The sequence below is a fragment of the Sphingobacterium sp. Mn56C genome, assembly GCF_049319645.1.
In the GTDB taxonomy this organism is placed as follows: domain Bacteria; phylum Bacteroidota; class Bacteroidia; order Sphingobacteriales; family Sphingobacteriaceae; genus Sphingobacterium.
On the sequence record NZ_JBMOUC010000007.1, the window covers coordinates 109,242 to 126,738 of the forward strand.

Below are 17,497 nucleotides of genomic sequence, written 5' to 3' on the forward strand. Positions count from 1 at the left end.
ATGGAAGCGATTGTATTTTATGCTTTTGCAGCTTTAGCCGTAGGATCTGCGCTCTTGGTTGTAGGTTTAAAGAATACTGCCCGGGCGTTATTTTTATTTTTCGTTACGCTTTTTGCCATGGCTGGGCTTTTTATTTTTGCACTCGCCGATTTTGTTGCTATTACGCAGATTATGGTTTATGTGGGTGGCGTTTTAATATTAATGCTCTTTGCTTTTATGTTGTCCAATAAAACCCTGTTGGAGGATTTGCAAAATATGTCGGGGAAGTTTTTAGCACTCCCCAACTGGCAAGCGTTGCTGCTGTCTCTGGCTTTCTGTGTGGTGCTTGTGTATGGTATAAACGAATGGCAACCGATTACTGCCGACTGGATTAATGATAATATCCGTCAGGGTCAGGTTATTCAACCTAGCGACAATAACATCAACCAATTGGGTATTAAGTTTATGACACAATATATCCTTCCGTTTGAAGTGATATCTATATTTTTATTGATGGCGCTGATTGGTGCAGCTCATCTTTCTAGAAAGGAGGAACAACAATAATGATTACCCTTACGCACTTCTTGGTCGTTAGTGCCCTCATCTTTTCTATTGGCTTATATGCTGTTCTCTCCAAGCGCAATGCTATTATGATTTTGGTCGGGATTGAACTTATAATTAATGCGGCCATACTTAACTTGGTAGCCTTTTCCAAATATGACAAAATAAACTACGGCGGGCAGGTGTTCGCTTTGTTTGCCATTGTCTTGGCTGCAGCTTCGGTTGCCGTGGCTTTAGCGATTATATTGAATGTATACCGATATTATAAAACTATAGATCCGGATGGTATTACAGATTTACACGATTGATGAAGGATTTAGTTAACATATCTCCGCTTACGGCCAGCATGGTGGTTGTACTACTCCCCTTTCTGGCTTTTCTGCTACAGGCTATATGGGGCAAGCGTTCTACCTCTGGCATATTTGCCTTGCTTGCCATCGTGCTTAGTACCCTGATCTCGGTGGTGTTTGTATTTCTCGAGGTATGGCGAAATGTGCCCCTTGTGCAGACTTTTTCGTGGTTTACCGTTGGCGATAAAACGTTTACACTGGGCATCTTATTAAATAACCTTAGTGTATTAATGCAGCTTATTGTCTGTGTTATTGCTGTACCTGTGCATATTTACTCGCGTGCTTATATGAAAGGCGACCCGGGTATACATCGTTATTGGATGTATTTAAGTCTTTTTTGCTTTGCTATGTTAGGGCTTACCATCTCTAAAAATCTGTTGATGATGTATATCTTCTGGGAGCTGGTAGGCTTTGCCTCTTATTTATTAATCGGTTTTTGGTTTACCAAAGATTCGGCTGTACAGGCTAACAAAAAGGCTTTTATAATCAATAGAATCGGCGACTTAGGTTTTCTTCTGGGTATTTCTACCTTATTTGCATGTTTTGGATCCCTGGATCTGCAGGAGCTTTTTGGCAAGGAGGGGCTTATCCTCGAGCTGCACGATAAGGATACGGGCTTGATGACTTTTGCTGGTATCTGTTTCTTTGTCGGGGCAATGGCAAAATCGGCACAGTTTCCGCTGCATATATGGCTTCCTGATGCAATGGAAGGCCCTACCGCGGTATCTTCGTTAATACATGCTGCCACGATGGTTGCTGCCGGGGTGTTTTTATTGGGGTCTATATTTCCACTCTTTAACGGCACAGTGTTGCTTGTGATAGCAATCGTTGGCACGATTACGGCGATATCGGCTGCATACTTTGCTTTGGGGCAGTATGATATAAAAAAGATTTTGGCTTTCTCTACGGTATCTCAATTGGGGTATATGATGGTTGCTGTAGGCATCGGTGCCTGGGATGCAGCGATGTTCCATTTGGCTACACATGCTTTCTTCAAATGTCTCTTATTCTTAGGTGCTGGTGCTGTAATTCACGAAATGGCGCATCTTAAAGCGCAGCATAATGCGGATTTTGACCCGCAGGATTTACGCAATATGGGGGGATTACGGCGGTATATGCCGAAAACTTTCCTGCTGATGGTGGTTGCCTCACTGGCATTGGCGGGTTTTCCGCTGACCTCTGGGTTTCTATCCAAGGATGCAATTGTTATTGCGGCATTTGAATGGGCGGCACATCAGGGTACTGTGTATATTATTGTCCCTATTGTTTTGGTGCTAGTGAGTATGTTAACGGCATTTTATATTGGTCGTCTAATTTTCAAAGCATTCTTCGGAAATTTCAGACTGCAAAATTATAAGCCTGATACTATGCATGAGGCCCCAAAATTGATGTTATATCCGATGTATTTCCTCGGATTATGCTGTTTATTTTTTGTGTTCTCCAGTAACCCTATTTCCTACCATGACGCGGCTATTTTAGAAGGCTTCTCCGTGCATTATATTTTTCAGGAGTTGCACAGCCTGCATATTATTATCCCCGTATTGCTTACCTCTACGGCACTACTCAGTTGGGTATTGGGGTACCGTTGGTATGTAAAAGATCAATATCCGCTGCATGCTGCAAGCAAATGGATAACCTTGGCGACAAACCAACTGAACCTAAACTTATGGATCGGGGCTATTTTTGTGAATGGCACTTTAAAACTTAGTAACTGGACTTACTGGTTTGATAGAAATATTGTAGACGGTTTAGTGAAATTTTTTACCGTGCTAACACGTACCTTGGCGAATAGCGCGACTTGGTTCGATAGCGTTGTTGTGGATGGAATCGTGAATATGGTCGCAAATACGGCCTATACGATTGGACATATTTTACGGTGGGTGCAAAACGGACGCCTACAGAATTACTTGGGCTTTGCCTTTACCGTTGTTTTACTTGGAATAATTTATTTGATTTTACGTTGATATGGGAATACTTTCTCTTCTTATATTTTTGCCCTTGCTGGCTACGGTACTGATCTTGGTATTACCAAGTGCATTACGCCATAGTTTTAAGTATATTGCTTTGGGGATAACGTTGCTGCAGTTCGGAATTGCGGGTTGGATGTATAGCCAATTTAACGCTGCTGCAACGGGGATTAACCATACTGCTGGTTTTCAGTTTGTAGAGCAGCTGCCCTGGATACGCCTTTCTTTAGGTAGCCTTGGCAATTTGGAAATAGATTATTTTGTCGGCATAGATGGTGTTTCTTTGCCTTTATTGGTATTGAGTGCCTTTGTGATGTTGATGGCCATCGGTGCTTCCTGGCGTATGGACAAAAATCTGAAGGGTTATTTTGCCCTGCTAATGGTACTGAACCTGGCGGTGATGGGGATATTCTCGGCCTTAGACTTTTTCTTGTTTTATATCTTCTACGAGGTTATGCTGCTGCCCTTGTATTTCTTAATAGGCATTTGGGGAGGTAGCAACCGGGAATATGCGGCCATTAAATTTTTTATTTATACCCTCCTAGGGTCGGTATTTATGCTTTTGGTTATTGTAGGGCTTTATTTCTCGGTTATCAACCCGGAAACAGGTGCGCATACCTTCAATATGATCCATATGATGAATCCCGCCAATTATGTGGATGGTGCTTTCTTTGGCTTCGCAAACAATTATAATGAAGTATTTGGTATACCGGCACGTCTATTAGGTTTTATCGTGCTTTTTATTGCTTTTGCAATTAAAATACCGGTAGTACCCTTACACACCTGGTTGCCCGATGCACACGTTGAAGCACCTACTCCCGTGTCTATTATACTTGCAGGTATACTCCTTAAGATTGGTGGCTACGGTATTATACGGGTATGCTTAAGTATATTTCCCGATGCGGCAGCGCAAGCCAACTATTGGCTGGGGCTCATCGGTGTACTTTCTATTTTGTATGGGGCACTTAATGCCTTGGCACAAAAAGATCTGAAACGTATGATCGCCTACTCTTCGGTATCGCATATGGGCTTTGTGCTACTAGGTATAGCATCTTTCACGGCCGAGGGTATTTCGGGTGCGATGTTCCAGATGATTAGCCACGGCTTCCTTTCGGCGGCATTATTTTTTCTCGTTGGGGTTATTTATGACCGTGTGCACGACCGGTATATCTATAATTTCCGTGGCCTCGCTAACCTTATGCCCCAGTTTACTGCCTTTGTCGCTATTGCTTTTTTTGCTTCGCTGGGTTTACCGGGTTTCTCGGCATTTATTGGGGAGGCTTTTGTTATTATCGGAACCTTTAATGCGGAATCGGTGGGCACCGGAATTCCGCGTTGGATGGCGATTGCAGGGTCTATAGGGATTTTGTTGAGTGCTGTTTATTTATTGTGGACTTTGCAGCGTATGTTTTTTGGACAGACGCGCTTAAAAGGTGGCGAGGAATGGGCTTTAGCTTTAACGGACTTAAGCATTCGCGAACGTATCGTGCTATTTCCTACCCTTACCTTAGCGCTTGTTTTAGGATTGATGCCCGCTTTGGTTTTCGAAAAACTTAACGCTACGGTGTTAAACCTAGTTTCATTAGTAACAACGTATTTATAAGATACTATGCACGAGTTTGGACCACAGCTTACAGATACGCTAAACCATGTGATACAGTCGGTTCCGGTTTTTAAACCCGAGCTGGCTTTAATTTTTGCCTTTTTGGGAACCGTAATTTCCGCGCTATTTGTCGATAGGTTATGGAAGCATAGCTCCTTCCTGATTGCCCTGCTTGGCATCTTGTTTTCCTGTTACTTCTTGTCGGCACAGACTCCATCCACAGAAAAGGCCTTTTTCGGCATGTTAACCCTGGATACCTTCGCCATTAAAGCCCGTTTTATCATCGCTATATCGTTGTTGGTATTATTGGTTTTTATACAGCAATACTTTCAGCGTAGTACTACAGCACCCCAAAAATTGGGCGATGCTTATAGCATGGTACTTGCGGTATCCGTAGGTCTATATACCCTAACCTTAACCAGCCATTGGTTAATGGTATTTATCGGTATCGAGACGGTATCTATAGGCTCTTACATCTTGGTAGGCTACTTTTCCGAAACGAAAAGACAGTCGGAAGCGGCCATGAAGTATGTGCTTTTCGGATCGGTATCGGCAGCAGTAATGTTATATGGGCTTTCCTTAATCTATGGTTTCACGGGGAATATGGATTTTGCTAGTACCGAGCATTTGCAGGGATTAATCGCTGCGCCTCCAGTTTTACTGGCTATTGCTATACTTTTTATGCTGGTGGGTATTGGTTTTAAGCTGGGCTTCGTACCCTTCCACCTTTGGACTCCGGATGTGTACGAAGGTGCTCCGACACCGATAACGGCATTCTTAGCTACAGTGCCTAAAATTGCTGCCGTTGTGCTGTTTGCACGGGTGTTCGAGGCTTTAACGGGTAGTTTATTTTATATCAGCGAGATTATTTATTTTTTTATTATTGTAGCTGCTATTGCAACCATGCTGGTAGGTAACTTGATTGCCTTACGTCAGCAGCAGGTCAAACGGATGATGGCGTATTCCTCCATCGGTCATACGGGATTTTTGCTGATGTTGTTACTGACTTTTCAGCGCAGCAGCCCCGCCATACTCTTGTTTTACCTGGCGGTCTATAGTATCATGAACCTTTCGGCTTTTGCCTGTATTGCCGTTGTCGAAAAGCGCTATGGCGCCACTGCGTTGGCAGATTACACGGGCTTAGGCCGTAAACACCCCTTATTGTTTGCTGCCTTTACGCTGGTGGGAATTTCATTGATCGGACTGCCACCAACTGCTGGCTTCTTTGGTAAACTCTTGGTATTTAGCACAACCTTTGAGCGCTATCAGGCTGAACATGATGTCGCTATTTTACTGGTGCTGATTGTGGGGGCGTTAACATCGGTAATTTCTTTGTTTTATTATTTCCGGATTCCACTGTATGCCTTCCTTCGTGAAAGCCATAAACCGCTTCCTACTGTGCGTATCGGCGGCTTGCTTTACGCTATAGCAATTGCATTGGCAATATTGACTTTGGTACTAGGGGTTTTCCCGAATCTGCTGCTTCCCTTTTTTAATTAATGGGCTGTTCTTACTAATTATCGGTAATATATTTATATTTGCACTATGATTAGTGCCACTGCCAACATGATTTTTCAACGTGCTATCGATGATTACCACGTACATGATCAGATTGATTTCCCTATGGATAACCCGTATCCGGGCGACTCTTTAGAACATTTATTGTACTTGAAATGCTGGATTGATACGGCACAATGGCATATGGAAGATGTGGTGCGTAACCCGGATATTGACCCGGCACAGGGTTTATATTGGAAAAGACGCATCGACAAACAAAACCAGGTAAGAACCGATAATGTCGAATTTATTGATAGCTACTACTTGCAGAAATTTTCTGCTGTGCGACCTGCTGCTGATGCCAAAATTAACTCGGAAAGCCCTGCATGGGCTATCGATAGGTTATCGATATTAGCTTTAAAGGTGTATCATATGGAGCAAGAAACCTTACGCCAGGATGTGGAGCAGGCGCATATACTTGCCTGTCAGGAAAAATTAAATGTTTTATTGGAACAACGGAAGGACCTTTCTCAAAGTATTGATGAGCTTTTGGAAGATATTGCTTCGGGAAGGAAATTTATGAAGGTATACAAACAGATGAAAATGTATAATGATCCTTCCTTAAATCCTGTTCTATACGGCGTCCAAAAATAGTTATCTCGAAATGAAGCGTATCATCGTAACCCGCTTTTCTGCTATGGGCGATGTGGCCATGGTGGCTTCTGTTCTTCAGGAACTGCAAGCTCAGCAGCCTGACCTGGAGATTATTATGGTATCGAGAAAACTTTTTAAAGCTTTCTTTGATGGTATTCCTCGCCTCAGGTTTCATGAGCTGGACCCACATGGTAAACACAAAGGGGTAAAAGGATTATTTGCCTTATTCCAAGAACTGAGTGCTTATAAACCGCATTATGTTGCTGATTTACATAATAATTTACGCTCGCGTACCCTCGACTTTTTCTTTAAACTTTGGGGGTTTAAAACCGCTATTCTCTTTAAAGGCAGAAAGGAAAAAGAGCAGTTTTTAAAACAGCGCAGTAGGCGGAAAATACCGCTAAAGCCTACAACAGAACGGTATGCGGATGTATTCCGGAAGTTGGGTTTTCATTTGACCTTAGCACATAAACTCCATAAAGCGGAACGCCCTTTACCGGCTCTGTACCAGCATTTCTTTACCAACGATAGTAAAAAAATTGGTATTGCGCCCTTTGCACAGCATAGCTACAAAATTTTTCCGTTAGAAAAAATGGAAGCGGTTGTAGCAAATCTTTCTGCTCAGCGTTTTAATATTTTTATTTTTGGCGGCGGACAGCAGGAAAAAGATATCGTGGATAAATGGTGTGCAAAATATAAAAATGTTGTAAATACCATAGGAACCATTCCTTTACAACAGGAACTGGATTTAATAGCAAATCTGGACCTCATGGTTAGTATGGATAGCTCGGGCATGCATATGGCATCATTAGTCGGCATTCGCTGTCTGTCGATTTGGGGAGCAACGCATCCATATACCGGTTTCCTGGGCTATGGGCAGTCCTTCGACGACTGTATACAGGTTGACCACCCCAACAGACCGAGTTCTATCTATGGCAATAAACCCTGCTTATGCGACGGTGTTGAGGCTATAGATTTGGTAACCCCGGAAATGGTGATTGATAAAATTTTATCTAGCAGATAATTACTTTATCATTAACAACACCAAATTTATTTATTAAACCATAACTTTAAATTAAGAAAATCAGTACCAATAGATTTATATGGAAAGAATTTGTTTTTTAGTTTGTCAATACGGGATGGAAGTGAATGGTGGTGCGGAATACCATTGTAGAATGCTCGCCGAACGCTTAAAAGATGACTATCATGTTGATGTATTAACCAGTAAAATGATAAATTACCATTCATTCGAGCCTTTTTATTCAAATAATAATGAGATGCTTAATGGTGTCAATATTATACGTTTTGATTGTGAACCTTACAATGATAAACTGTTCAAGAACTTTAAAAAGAAAACTAAAATTACTAGAAAATTCCGGCGTACCTTATTTCGCATGGGTATACTAAAATATGTAGCAAATCTTTTCCCGATTTGGTCTTGGGGTTTAAAAACTGAAGAAGAATTAGCAAAGCACCACGGTTTTTATTCACCTCAAATGCTAGAATATCTTGAAAAAAATAAAGATAAGTACAAAGCTATTATACCGATCTCTTACCATAATCCACATGCTATTTTTGGATCTAGGATTGCCCCTGAGAAAACCATTCTAATCCCTACGATACATAATGAGAGTGATGCATTTCGTGGTATACAAACGAAACTTTTTACCTCGGTAAAACATATTGCCTTTAATACCGAAGAAGAGGAAAATTTGTCTAGAAATATTTATGGCAAACATATGTCGGCAAGCAGTATTGTTGCCGTAGGAATTGAAACAGATTTTGAGCAAACGGTATCTGAGGATAGTATCCGCCAGAAATTTAATTTGCCACCTCGTTATATCCATTATTTCGGGAGGATATGTGATTCTAAAATGGATAAACTTATCCCTTGGTTTGTAAACTATAAAAAACAATATCCAAGCGATATCAAGTTGGTTCTTACGGGAAGGATTTTCCAAAAAAAAGTAAATTTACCCGACATACAGTATACTGGTTTTGTCAGTGATGAAGAGAAAATTGTTCTTATAAAAAATGCAACGTTGATTATTAATCCGTCAAAGAATGAAAGTCTTTCTCTCCTATTATTGGAAGCCATGAACCTCGGAAAAACGGTAATTGTGAACAGTAAATCCGATGTGATGAAAGGTCATGCCCTTAAAAGTGGATTTGCAACGGAGTATTATCTTAAAGAAAAGGATTTTCAGAAAGTACTAAATAAATATTTAGACAATCCGGAACTGATAGAAAAAAATAAAGAAAGGGCCAAAAATTATGTAAAAACAAATTATCATTGGCCAAATATCTTAAATCGATTAAAGATCCTAATCGATTCGATGTAATAAATTCTTCGTGGCTTTTGGAAAATAATTAAGGGATGTAGACTTTTGTGCCGCAAAACAAAAAAAATAGACCCATTTTGTAGGAGAGACTAGATAAAAATAGCGTAACAATAGTTCCCTCTCTACTGATAATAAAAGTGCATTTAAATAAAAATCTACTTTTTATAATAGTTATGACTATTTTATGTCTAAACTTAAAATAAATATCCTGTGGTTTATTTTAAGTTTAGACCTTATTTAGTAAATACATACTACATTATAAAACCTTTAATTACATTTCAGTATATGTTTATAAAGAGAAAGCCATGCCATGTATAAGCACAAATGCATTGCTAGCTAACTTTCCCTCTATACCAATCAGGCAAGAATTTTCTTATCTAGCTGAACTTCAATAAACTTCAAAGAAGATATGGTTTTAAGGCTAAAAAATATAAGAAAATTTAAAAGTCAAGATGCCTGCAATATCAGCTCCGTTTTCTAAGCTAAAATACGGATTCTTTATACCCAAATTCACATTCTATAAGTCTTTTTACCCGCACAGCATCTAACTTCTGGTGATGGACAAATTCCTGCTCTCTCGAGGCTAACTTGTGGTGAATATGATATTGAATGCATCGCCATTTTATAGCCTTTTTTAGGACACCACTATTTACGAGCCGTATAGCAAGTTCCTCATCTTCATGCCCCCATCCCTGTAGGTCATTATTGTAACCATTAACCTTTATAAAATCTGTTTTCCAATAGGCCATATTACATCCCCGAACATTGGCACCAGATAAGAGTCTTTTGGTTAAAAGTCCAGCTAAAAAGGGAATTCGAATGGCATTAAAACGATTTCTTAAACCCTTTGAATAAAAGTGAAAATCAATTTTCTTGTTACTTAAAACCTCAGTAGCCATTGCCTCCGTAATCAGCGTACGTGTGCCGCGAACAAAGCATCCCTTCTCAGCAACAGCAATATGATCTTCTATAAAATTACGATTTAAGATAATGTCTCCATCAATCTGTACAATATAATCCTTACTTACCTGATGAATCGCTTTATTAAGAATAAGACACTTACGAAATCCCTGATCTTCATGCCATATATGTTTGATAGGAACTGGGCTAATCGACTGATATTTAGCGATAAGCACACGTGTATCATCTGTAGAACCATCGTCCGCAATAATAATTTCAGCCGGCAAGACAGTTTGTTTCAATACACTGGTAAGGCATAACTCCAACGCCTCTGGCCAGTTGTAGGTAGAAACAAGTAAAGAACACATCAATCCCATATAATATATCGCAAATAATAACCAAAAATACGAAAAATAAATTCAATGAATTCGCCATTAATATGTCTTATCCAACAAACTATTATGTATTTTTGCTTTATAATATAGAGCAAAAATCTGACCATAATAATCCATAGTAACAAGTTCGAGAATGACCGTACAATGTTCCCTTATAATATCGACATACAATTGGCCAGCAGCATTAGAGCTATGTTTACAGAGTATTATGAAACAACATGTTTTGCCCAATGAAATTATTATTGCAGACGATGGTTCTACGGCAGAAACACAGGAACTTATAGCCAGCTACCAACAGAAATCTTTGGTACCTTTAGTTCACGTATGGCATGAAGATAATGGCTTTAGACTAACACAAATCCGTAACAAGGCCGTAGCCAAAGCTCAGTTTCCTTATATTATTCAAATTGATGGAGATGTTATGTTACATCCCGCATTTATTGGAGACCATCTTGCAATTGCACAAACCGAAAACATTGTAACTGGTAGTAGGGTCAATTGCGACAAGGCTTTTTCCCAAGATATTTTAGTATCCGGCATTCTGCCTAGTCTTAGAGCAATACAATTCAATAGTACAAATTACTTCAACAGTTTACATATTCCTATGTTTAGCGCTATTTTTGCTAACCATTACAAAACGAAAGGTCGTCACCGGGACTTCACCAGAGGTTGTAACATGGCCTATTGGAAGAGAGATTTTATCGCTGTAAATGGATATAATGAAGATATGACAGGCTGGGGAAGTGAAGACAAAGAACTCTTTGCTCGCATGATACAAAGGGGTTGTCGTAAAAAGTTTTTAAAATTCGCTGGCATTGTTTATCATATTTGGCACTATTCGGCATCAAAAGAAAAAGAAATCAGAAATGAATCAATTTATCGAAAAACGGTAGACCTTAATATTACCTTTATCCCTAACGGTATTGATAAATATTTAAATTAAGCCCATATATGCTTGCTTCAATAATAATTAGCACTTACAATTCTCCACTATGGTTAGAGAAAGTTTTAATCGGTTTCTCTATACAGACGAATCAAGACTTTGAGATCCTTATTGCCGATGATGGTTCAACAGCAGAAACAAAAACGTTAATTGAAAAATATCAACCTATATTTAAATCGCTTAAGCATATCTGGCACCCCGACAATGGTTTTCAGAAGTGTCAGATTTTAAATAAAGCCATACTGGCCTCCACCTCACCTTATCTTATTTTTACCGATGGCGATTGCATTCCGAGGAAAGACTTTGTAGCCGTTCATTTACAAAATAGAAGGGAAAACTGTTTCTTATCTGGCGGATATTTTAAGCTTCCGATGGATATTTCCCAATTGATATCCTTAGCGGATATACAAATGCAACATTGTTTTGATGTTTCCTGGTTAAAGGAAAATGGTCTTAATAACTCCTTTAAAAATAGCAAATTATCAAAAAATACAACGGTAACGAGTTTTTTAAATGAATTTACAACCACCAAACCCACCTGGAACGGGCATAATGCCTCTGGATGGCGAAAAGATATCGTTGCTGTAAATGGTTTTGATGAACGCATGAAATATGGTGGTGAGGACCGCGAGCTGGGAGAACGCTTAATGAATAATGGTTTACGAGGCCTGCAGGTTAGGTATAAAGCTATTTGTATACACCTCGATCATGCCCGCTCCTATGTAAACGATACGGATCTGGCCAACAATAAATCTATCCGTGAGCAGACCAAAATGAACAAGTCGGTTTGGACGGACTTTGGTTTAACACCATAACGTTTGTACGGATTAATCTAGAAATCTCATTTATTTTCTAAGACAATATGATTAAAAAATTATTTGCCCTGCCTACAATTAGCTATGGTATTACAGTATGTAACGAAGTAAATGAATTAACCCATCTTTTACAAACTCTAATGCCATTAATCGATGCAGAAGATGAAATACTTATTCTTCAAGATATAACTGTAGAAAATCAAGAAGTAAGCAACTTGATAGCCCAATATTCAACAGTTAAACATATTCAAGCACAGTTAAATGGTGATTTTGCAAACTTTAAGAACAACCTCATTAAGCAGGCTTCAAAAAAATACTTATTTCAGATTGATGCCGACGAATATCCGCAAATTACTTTAATTAAAAAATTAAAATGGTTTCTCTTTACCCGTTGGTTTGCCGATGCGATTCTTGTTCCCCGCATCAATACGGTAGCGGGTATTACCGAGGCTGATGTACAGAAATGGAACTGGAAAATAAATGCAGACAACTACATCAATTTCCCAGATTACCAACCACGTATCTTTAAGCTAAATGGACAAATTACTTGGAAAAATAAAGTTCATGAAGTATTGACTAACTTCAAAAAACGAAAAAAACTTCCGAAAAACAATTACGATTATTGTTTACACCACCCAAAAGAAATTAAAAGACAACGGGCACAAAATTCTTTTTACGATACCTTATAGAATACGGAGTCTAAAAATTCTTTTTCCTTTTCAGGGCTATGGTTAAGTTCAAAATAGGTTTTGCCCTGTTCTGCGAGTTTGTTATATAAATTAGCATCATTTAACAACGCTAAAATCCCTTGGGCAAAATCTTCAGCCTTATCCATGACCAAACAGCCATTCTGCACCTTATTTAATAAACCATCTACCCCCCTTCGGTTCGTTACCACTGGTATACCATAGGATAAAGCCTCTAACACTTTGATCTTGATCCCTGTTCCGGTCAACATTGGACAGATGACTATCTTTGTTTCCTGATAAATGGTGTCAATATCCTCAACTACCCCCAATTTAACTATCCTCGGATGATCACCGATTTTAGTACATATCGCTCCTGCCATATAAGTGGTTACGTCGTCCGGAAGAAAGGGTAATACCTGTTCAATATACCAATTAATACCTTTTATGTTATGCCCATTATCACTCGCAACATAGAGCAGGTCATATTTGTTCGTTTCAGTCCTTCGACATTTCGCTACCGGAATAGAAGCCGGAAAAAATTTCACGTTAAGATTCTCTGTAAATTGATCAAATATATATTGCTCTTCGGTAGAATAAGACCAGACTTCATCAAATTTTTTCAATTCGTTGATCTCCTCCTGTAAACTTGTAAAAATTACATCCCCTAAATCAGGGGTGTTGAATTTTTGTTGAAGAGTAAGAAAATCATGCGTATCCAAAATCAGGTAAGGGCTATCCGGGGTTCTATTCAATAAATTGGCCCAATTAGCGTAACTTAAAATAATTACATCATATTTTTGCGTTTGCAATAATTTATGCATCTGTTCTCTAAAATAAAACGTGGTGACATCCAATGTTTTCTTTTTCACAAATAGCGTATGCCATAATAAGGGTAATTTATAGTTAAATAGGTATTGAAAAAAACGAGTTTTCGGAGGCTTTCTATTAAAGATATGTAAATTAACCTCAGGCAATTGCTGTTTGAATAGCTCCAAATCCGCTGGCTGCCAATTTCCATTATCATCCCAATACCTTACCGATAAAAGATCGATATCAAAATCTGCCTTATTATCGATAAAATAGTATAGTAATTTTTTGAAACGGGTTAAATTTCCTGCCTTTCCTACTAGAGGATTTTCAGGCACAAAATATAAAACCTTTTTTTTCTTCATTTCTACTTTCCCTTAATCGTTATTATTTAAAAAAATAGCATCTAAGAATTTTCTTTCTTTTTCTTCTGCGTGATTAACTTTAAAATAACTATAGCCTTGTGCAGCTATTTCTCTGTGGTATGCCTCATCTTCCAACAAATTTTTAATGTTCCGGGCAAATTCAAACTCCGTCTGCGACACTAAACAGCCATTCTGTGTCTTGTTTAACAAACCATCTACCCCACGACGAGACGTCACAACAGGTATGCCAAAGGATAAAGCTTCCAAGACTTTAATTTTAACCCCTGTTCCCGTTAGCATCGGACAAATACTTATTTTACTTTGTTTATAAAAGGCATCCAAATCTTCAACGATTCCCAATTTCACAATATTGGGATGATCATCCATTTTATCACATATGGATCCTACCACATAGGTCTTTATATCACCCAATAGCGGTACAACTTGATCAACATACCATTTTGCACTGACCACATTATGGGGGTTATTCCCGGCAACATACACAACAGGGTATTTGGCTTGAGCGAAGTTATTTATTGCATCCGCTTTAAATGATATGGGAATAAGATTTACCTTTTTACCTGTAAATTGCTCAAAAATATACTCTTCCTCAATCGAATAGGTCCAAATCTCATTGAATTTTTTTAAGATATCGATTTCAGCAGAAAACTCACGACCGATATCCAACTTTTTCCCGATTGCCTCCTTCTGTAAATATTGAACAGTCATAAAATCATGAGAGTCTAATATAAAATAAGCATCAAGATTTTTATTCACAAAATTACCCCAGGATACATAACTTATAATAACAATATCGTATTTTTTTTCCTTGATAAGCTTTCGCATCCTATGTTTAAAAACCAAACAAGAAGAATCAATATGTTTTTTTTTAGGAAATATACGAGCACAAAGTCTTGGAATCTTATAATATTTCAAATAATTAAATAAATCCTTAGGTTTCATCCGTTGATCAATAATCTTCAACCCTATCTTAGGAAACCTATTTTTAAAGTTCTTGATATCCTCTTCGGTCCATTCATTCCAATATTTTTTAGAGGAAAAATCAACTTCCAACACATCAGCATGCTGACCAAAATAATCCAATAACTGTGTAGTACGGGTCACACTTCCGCCTTTACTCGCAACAGGATTATCAGGCATAAAATACAAAACTCTTTTTTTTGTAATGTTATTCATTTTACTTTTCTATTCTTCGACTGTCTCTTTCACAAAAATTCATCCATTCTTGTGACACCTTTTCTGCTGTAAATTTTTTAATTTATTGCTGTACACTTTGCCCTTTCCCCATAGTAAATAAAACCATAGCAGGGAAATCCTTAAATTTCTTTAACAACTTATGGTTATGGTAGCGTATCCATTATTTAATCCGTTTATATTTACCCCATAAAAATGGATTTCGTCCTAAGAAAACAAACAAGATTCTCATCTATTCTTGAACAATTTTAGGGTTATAAATTGCTTACACTTTCACCCCATTTTCCAAAGGAAACATGACCTTACCATCGACATTTTCAAGCGTGATCATGAAATTCTTTCCGCGTCCTCCCGAACTATCTAACAACCTATCGTGCCTACACAAAAGACTCCTCATATTCCATATTTTAGGTTCAAATTATATCTAACCTGCCGACGAAGGCTAGAAATAGGAATAAATTTCGCAAGCAGCAACTTCAGTTTTAGCATTTTTTTTACCCGCATTGTATACTGTAGATAAAAGGTGTCAAACTCTTGGTGATTTTCCACCTGTAGAAAAGTACGAAAGCGCTCACTTAACTTATCCTGATCACTTGCTTGAAGATAGGGAAGTACGTAGATTGAACAAAAATTATGAATAAGCTTAAAAAGGTAATCTTTTTGAGCACTATCCAATTCTGTTTTCAAATACCTAAATTCAAAAGGTTCGTGTTCAATAAACCTGGCTAAGTGTAAGGCTTTTTCCTCCAACATAGCATGCCGTGTATAGAAATCTACTAATATATCAAACCATCCTTGGATACTATGTAAAACCTTCCAATGATCCTTTAAGATCATTTTAGTATTTTGACCTTCATGCGAACGATAATGATATATCGCTTTTTTATTACAACCAATTTTAGGAGAAAATGCTAATAACTGATGGGAGAAAAGACCATCCTCCGCAGGCTGAATGCCGATTGGAAATAAAACATCAGGATGTTGATCTAAAAATTCCTTCCTCAAGAATTGCCCCCATGTAGGCAATGCCGTAAGTTTAGGTATGCGATGAGATAAATTTTCCCCTAAAACCACCAGATCATATGCACCCGCTTGGGCAACATCTACACTACTTTGAAGAAAATTAACATCTAAAGTGTCATCGGCATCCATAAAAAAAACAAAAGTACCTTTAGCCCTTTGTAAACCCTCATTTCTTGCCGCAGATACGCCCCTATTATCTTGGTATACATAACTAAAACGCTCATCTTTCTGTACAAATGACAGCGCAATTTCCGCAGAATTATCCGTACTACCGTCATTCACCAAAATGACCTCAAAAGCCGTCAAATGCTGACTTAATAAGCTCTCTAATGTTTCTTTAAGATATTTCTCAACATTATACACCGGAATTACAATACTTACCAATGGAATCATATGCTCAATTTTATAACTTTCAACACCAAATATTAATCTAAATGAAATTGGCCCATTTCATTTCTCCCTGTTCCTGTTCAACTCCCCAAAGGAAATGCCGTTTAGCGTAAGATGTATATCATCAATTGAAAAACTAAAATTTGGTAATTTCCAAAAAACAATTAACACAAGTATAGCTAGTATAGCTAGGTTCTGTTCAACGCTATAGAAAACGCTGGTATTGGGAGTCCGAATTTATAAAAGTGGAAAATTGTAGCGCTTTGATTACAGGTTATACAATCAAAGATTTTCTTTCCAGCAGCTCTTATGAATGGGGTAATAAACATAACTAGGATAAGCTTTATGTGCATACGTATTGTACTAAAATAATTTATTATACGGGTATTAGGGATTTTATGCTACAGTCCGTATTATTTTACGTTAATAATTTTGGCTAAATTAGTGTAATAATATAGTTTGCACAAGGCTGTTAAAAAATAACATCCTATACAATCTTTTAATGTAGCAAATATGAAACGTTTATATATCATACGCCATGCTAAAGCAGAATTCCCCTCTTTGTTAAAGGACGATTACGACCGGAACCTGATGGATAAAGGGATTAAACGCGCCCAACAAATTGCTTTAGACCTTAAAAACAGGCTTAAAATAACGGCAAATACACTTGTTATTTCTTCAACGGCAAACCGTGCTCTGCAAACAGCAGAACTATTCGGCACTATTTTAGGCTATCCCTTGGAGAATATACAACAGCAACAATCCATTTACGAGGCACATTACAAAACCATACTCGAAGTTATCAACAAAGTTCCTAACACTGTGGAAAACCTGCTTGTCTTTGGCCATAACCCCGGGCTTTCGGATCTATCCAATTATATATGCGATACCTGCATTGACTTAAAAACAGCACATGTGGCTTGCATTGAACTCGAGGAGGGACTAGATTTCCGTGAACTTTCTGGAGGCACCGCACATTTGAAAAATATTTTAACAGCCTAA

The 17,497-nt window shown here is 38.2% G+C and carries 17 protein-coding genes; 12 read left to right on the forward strand and 5 right to left on the reverse strand.

Annotation, left to right across the window (positions count from 1 at the left end; genetic code table 11):
• The 8 genes from ACL9RF_RS15400 (at position 1) to ACL9RF_RS15435 (ending at position 8,953) form a co-directional block, all read left to right on the forward strand.
• Positions 1-543 (forward strand): NADH-quinone oxidoreductase subunit J, encoded by a 543-nt coding sequence (locus tag ACL9RF_RS15400; protein ID WP_422801527.1) that lies wholly within the window; start codon positions 1-3, stop codon positions 541-543.
• Positions 543-848, forward strand: a complete 306-nt coding sequence (gene nuoK / locus ACL9RF_RS15405) for an NADH-quinone oxidoreductase subunit NuoK (RefSeq protein ID WP_422801528.1) — start codon at positions 543-545, stop codon at positions 846-848. The genes ACL9RF_RS15400 and nuoK overlap by 1 nt, the downstream gene beginning before the upstream one ends.
• A complete protein-coding gene (gene nuoL / locus ACL9RF_RS15410) occupies positions 848-2,854 on the forward strand; it encodes an NADH-quinone oxidoreductase subunit L (protein WP_422801529.1) in 2,007 nt (668 codons plus the stop codon). The genes nuoK and nuoL overlap by 1 nt, the downstream gene beginning before the upstream one ends.
• Before the next feature lies 1 nt (position 2,855).
• Complete coding sequence (locus ACL9RF_RS15415; protein ID WP_422801530.1) at positions 2,856-4,460, forward strand: complex I subunit 4 family protein; 1,605 nt, start codon at positions 2,856-2,858, stop codon at positions 4,458-4,460.
• Between the two features lie 6 nt (positions 4,461-4,466).
• The gene (locus tag ACL9RF_RS15420) at positions 4,467-5,960 is read left to right on the forward strand and encodes an NADH-quinone oxidoreductase subunit N (protein ID WP_422801531.1); all 1,494 of its coding nucleotides are present in this window, start codon (positions 4,467-4,469) and stop codon (positions 5,958-5,960) included.
• 45 nt (positions 5,961-6,005) lie between these two features.
• Positions 6,006-6,611: a DUF4254 domain-containing protein gene (locus tag ACL9RF_RS15425; protein WP_422801532.1), complete on the forward strand. Its 606-nt coding sequence runs from the start codon at positions 6,006-6,008 to the stop codon at positions 6,609-6,611.
• A gap of 10 nt (positions 6,612-6,621) precedes the next feature.
• Positions 6,622-7,635, forward strand: coding sequence for a glycosyltransferase family 9 protein (locus ACL9RF_RS15430; protein WP_422801533.1), 1,014 nt, complete (start codon positions 6,622-6,624; stop codon positions 7,633-7,635).
• A 79-nt stretch (positions 7,636-7,714) separates the two neighbouring features.
• Positions 7,715-8,953 (forward strand): glycosyltransferase, encoded by a 1,239-nt coding sequence (locus ACL9RF_RS15435; RefSeq protein WP_422801534.1) that lies wholly within the window; start codon positions 7,715-7,717, stop codon positions 8,951-8,953.
• Positions 8,954-9,435: 482 nt separating this feature from the next.
• On the opposite strand, the gene ACL9RF_RS15440 is transcribed toward ACL9RF_RS15435, so the two are convergent.
• Entirely contained in the window at positions 9,436-10,221 is a 786-nt protein-coding gene (locus ACL9RF_RS15440) for a glycosyltransferase family 2 protein (RefSeq protein ID WP_422801535.1), read from the reverse strand.
• 160 nt (positions 10,222-10,381) lie between these two features.
• On the opposite strand from ACL9RF_RS15440, the gene ACL9RF_RS15445 reads away from it, so the two are divergent.
• From ACL9RF_RS15445 to ACL9RF_RS15455, 3 genes are read left to right on the forward strand one after another with little or no spacing between them, the layout of a single operon-like run.
• A complete protein-coding gene (locus tag ACL9RF_RS15445) occupies positions 10,382-11,191 on the forward strand; it encodes a glycosyltransferase family 2 protein (protein ID WP_422801536.1) in 810 nt (269 codons plus the stop codon).
• A gap of 8 nt (positions 11,192-11,199) precedes the next feature.
• Entirely contained in the window at positions 11,200-12,006 is an 807-nt protein-coding gene (locus tag ACL9RF_RS15450; RefSeq protein ID WP_422801537.1) for a glycosyltransferase family 2 protein, read from the forward strand.
• A 47-nt stretch (positions 12,007-12,053) separates the two neighbouring features.
• The gene (locus ACL9RF_RS15455) at positions 12,054-12,695 is read left to right on the forward strand and encodes a hypothetical protein (RefSeq protein WP_422801538.1); all 642 of its coding nucleotides are present in this window, start codon (positions 12,054-12,056) and stop codon (positions 12,693-12,695) included.
• Here the strand turns inward: ACL9RF_RS15455 and ACL9RF_RS15460 are convergent.
• From ACL9RF_RS15460 to ACL9RF_RS15475, 4 genes are all read right to left on the reverse strand, one after another.
• Positions 12,680-13,867: a glycosyltransferase family 4 protein gene (locus ACL9RF_RS15460; RefSeq protein WP_422801539.1), complete on the reverse strand. Its 1,188-nt coding sequence runs from the start codon at positions 13,865-13,867 to the stop codon at positions 12,680-12,682. The genes ACL9RF_RS15455 and ACL9RF_RS15460 overlap by 16 nt on opposite strands.
• A gap of 12 nt (positions 13,868-13,879) precedes the next feature.
• The gene (locus ACL9RF_RS15465; protein ID WP_422801540.1) at positions 13,880-15,064 is read right to left on the reverse strand and encodes a glycosyltransferase; all 1,185 of its coding nucleotides are present in this window, start codon (positions 15,062-15,064) and stop codon (positions 13,880-13,882) included.
• Between the two features lie 283 nt (positions 15,065-15,347).
• A complete protein-coding gene (locus ACL9RF_RS15470) occupies positions 15,348-15,479 on the reverse strand; it encodes a hypothetical protein (protein WP_422801541.1) in 132 nt (43 codons plus the stop codon).
• Positions 15,476-16,498, reverse strand: a complete 1,023-nt coding sequence (locus tag ACL9RF_RS15475) for a glycosyltransferase family 2 protein (protein WP_422801542.1) — start codon at positions 16,496-16,498, stop codon at positions 15,476-15,478. Before ACL9RF_RS15475 ends, ACL9RF_RS15470 begins: the two co-directional genes overlap by 4 nt.
• Positions 16,499-17,008: 510 nt before the next feature.
• Between ACL9RF_RS15475 and ACL9RF_RS15480 the strand changes: the two genes are divergently transcribed.
• Positions 17,009-17,497, forward strand: coding sequence for a SixA phosphatase family protein (locus ACL9RF_RS15480; RefSeq protein WP_422801543.1), 489 nt, complete (start codon positions 17,009-17,011; stop codon positions 17,495-17,497).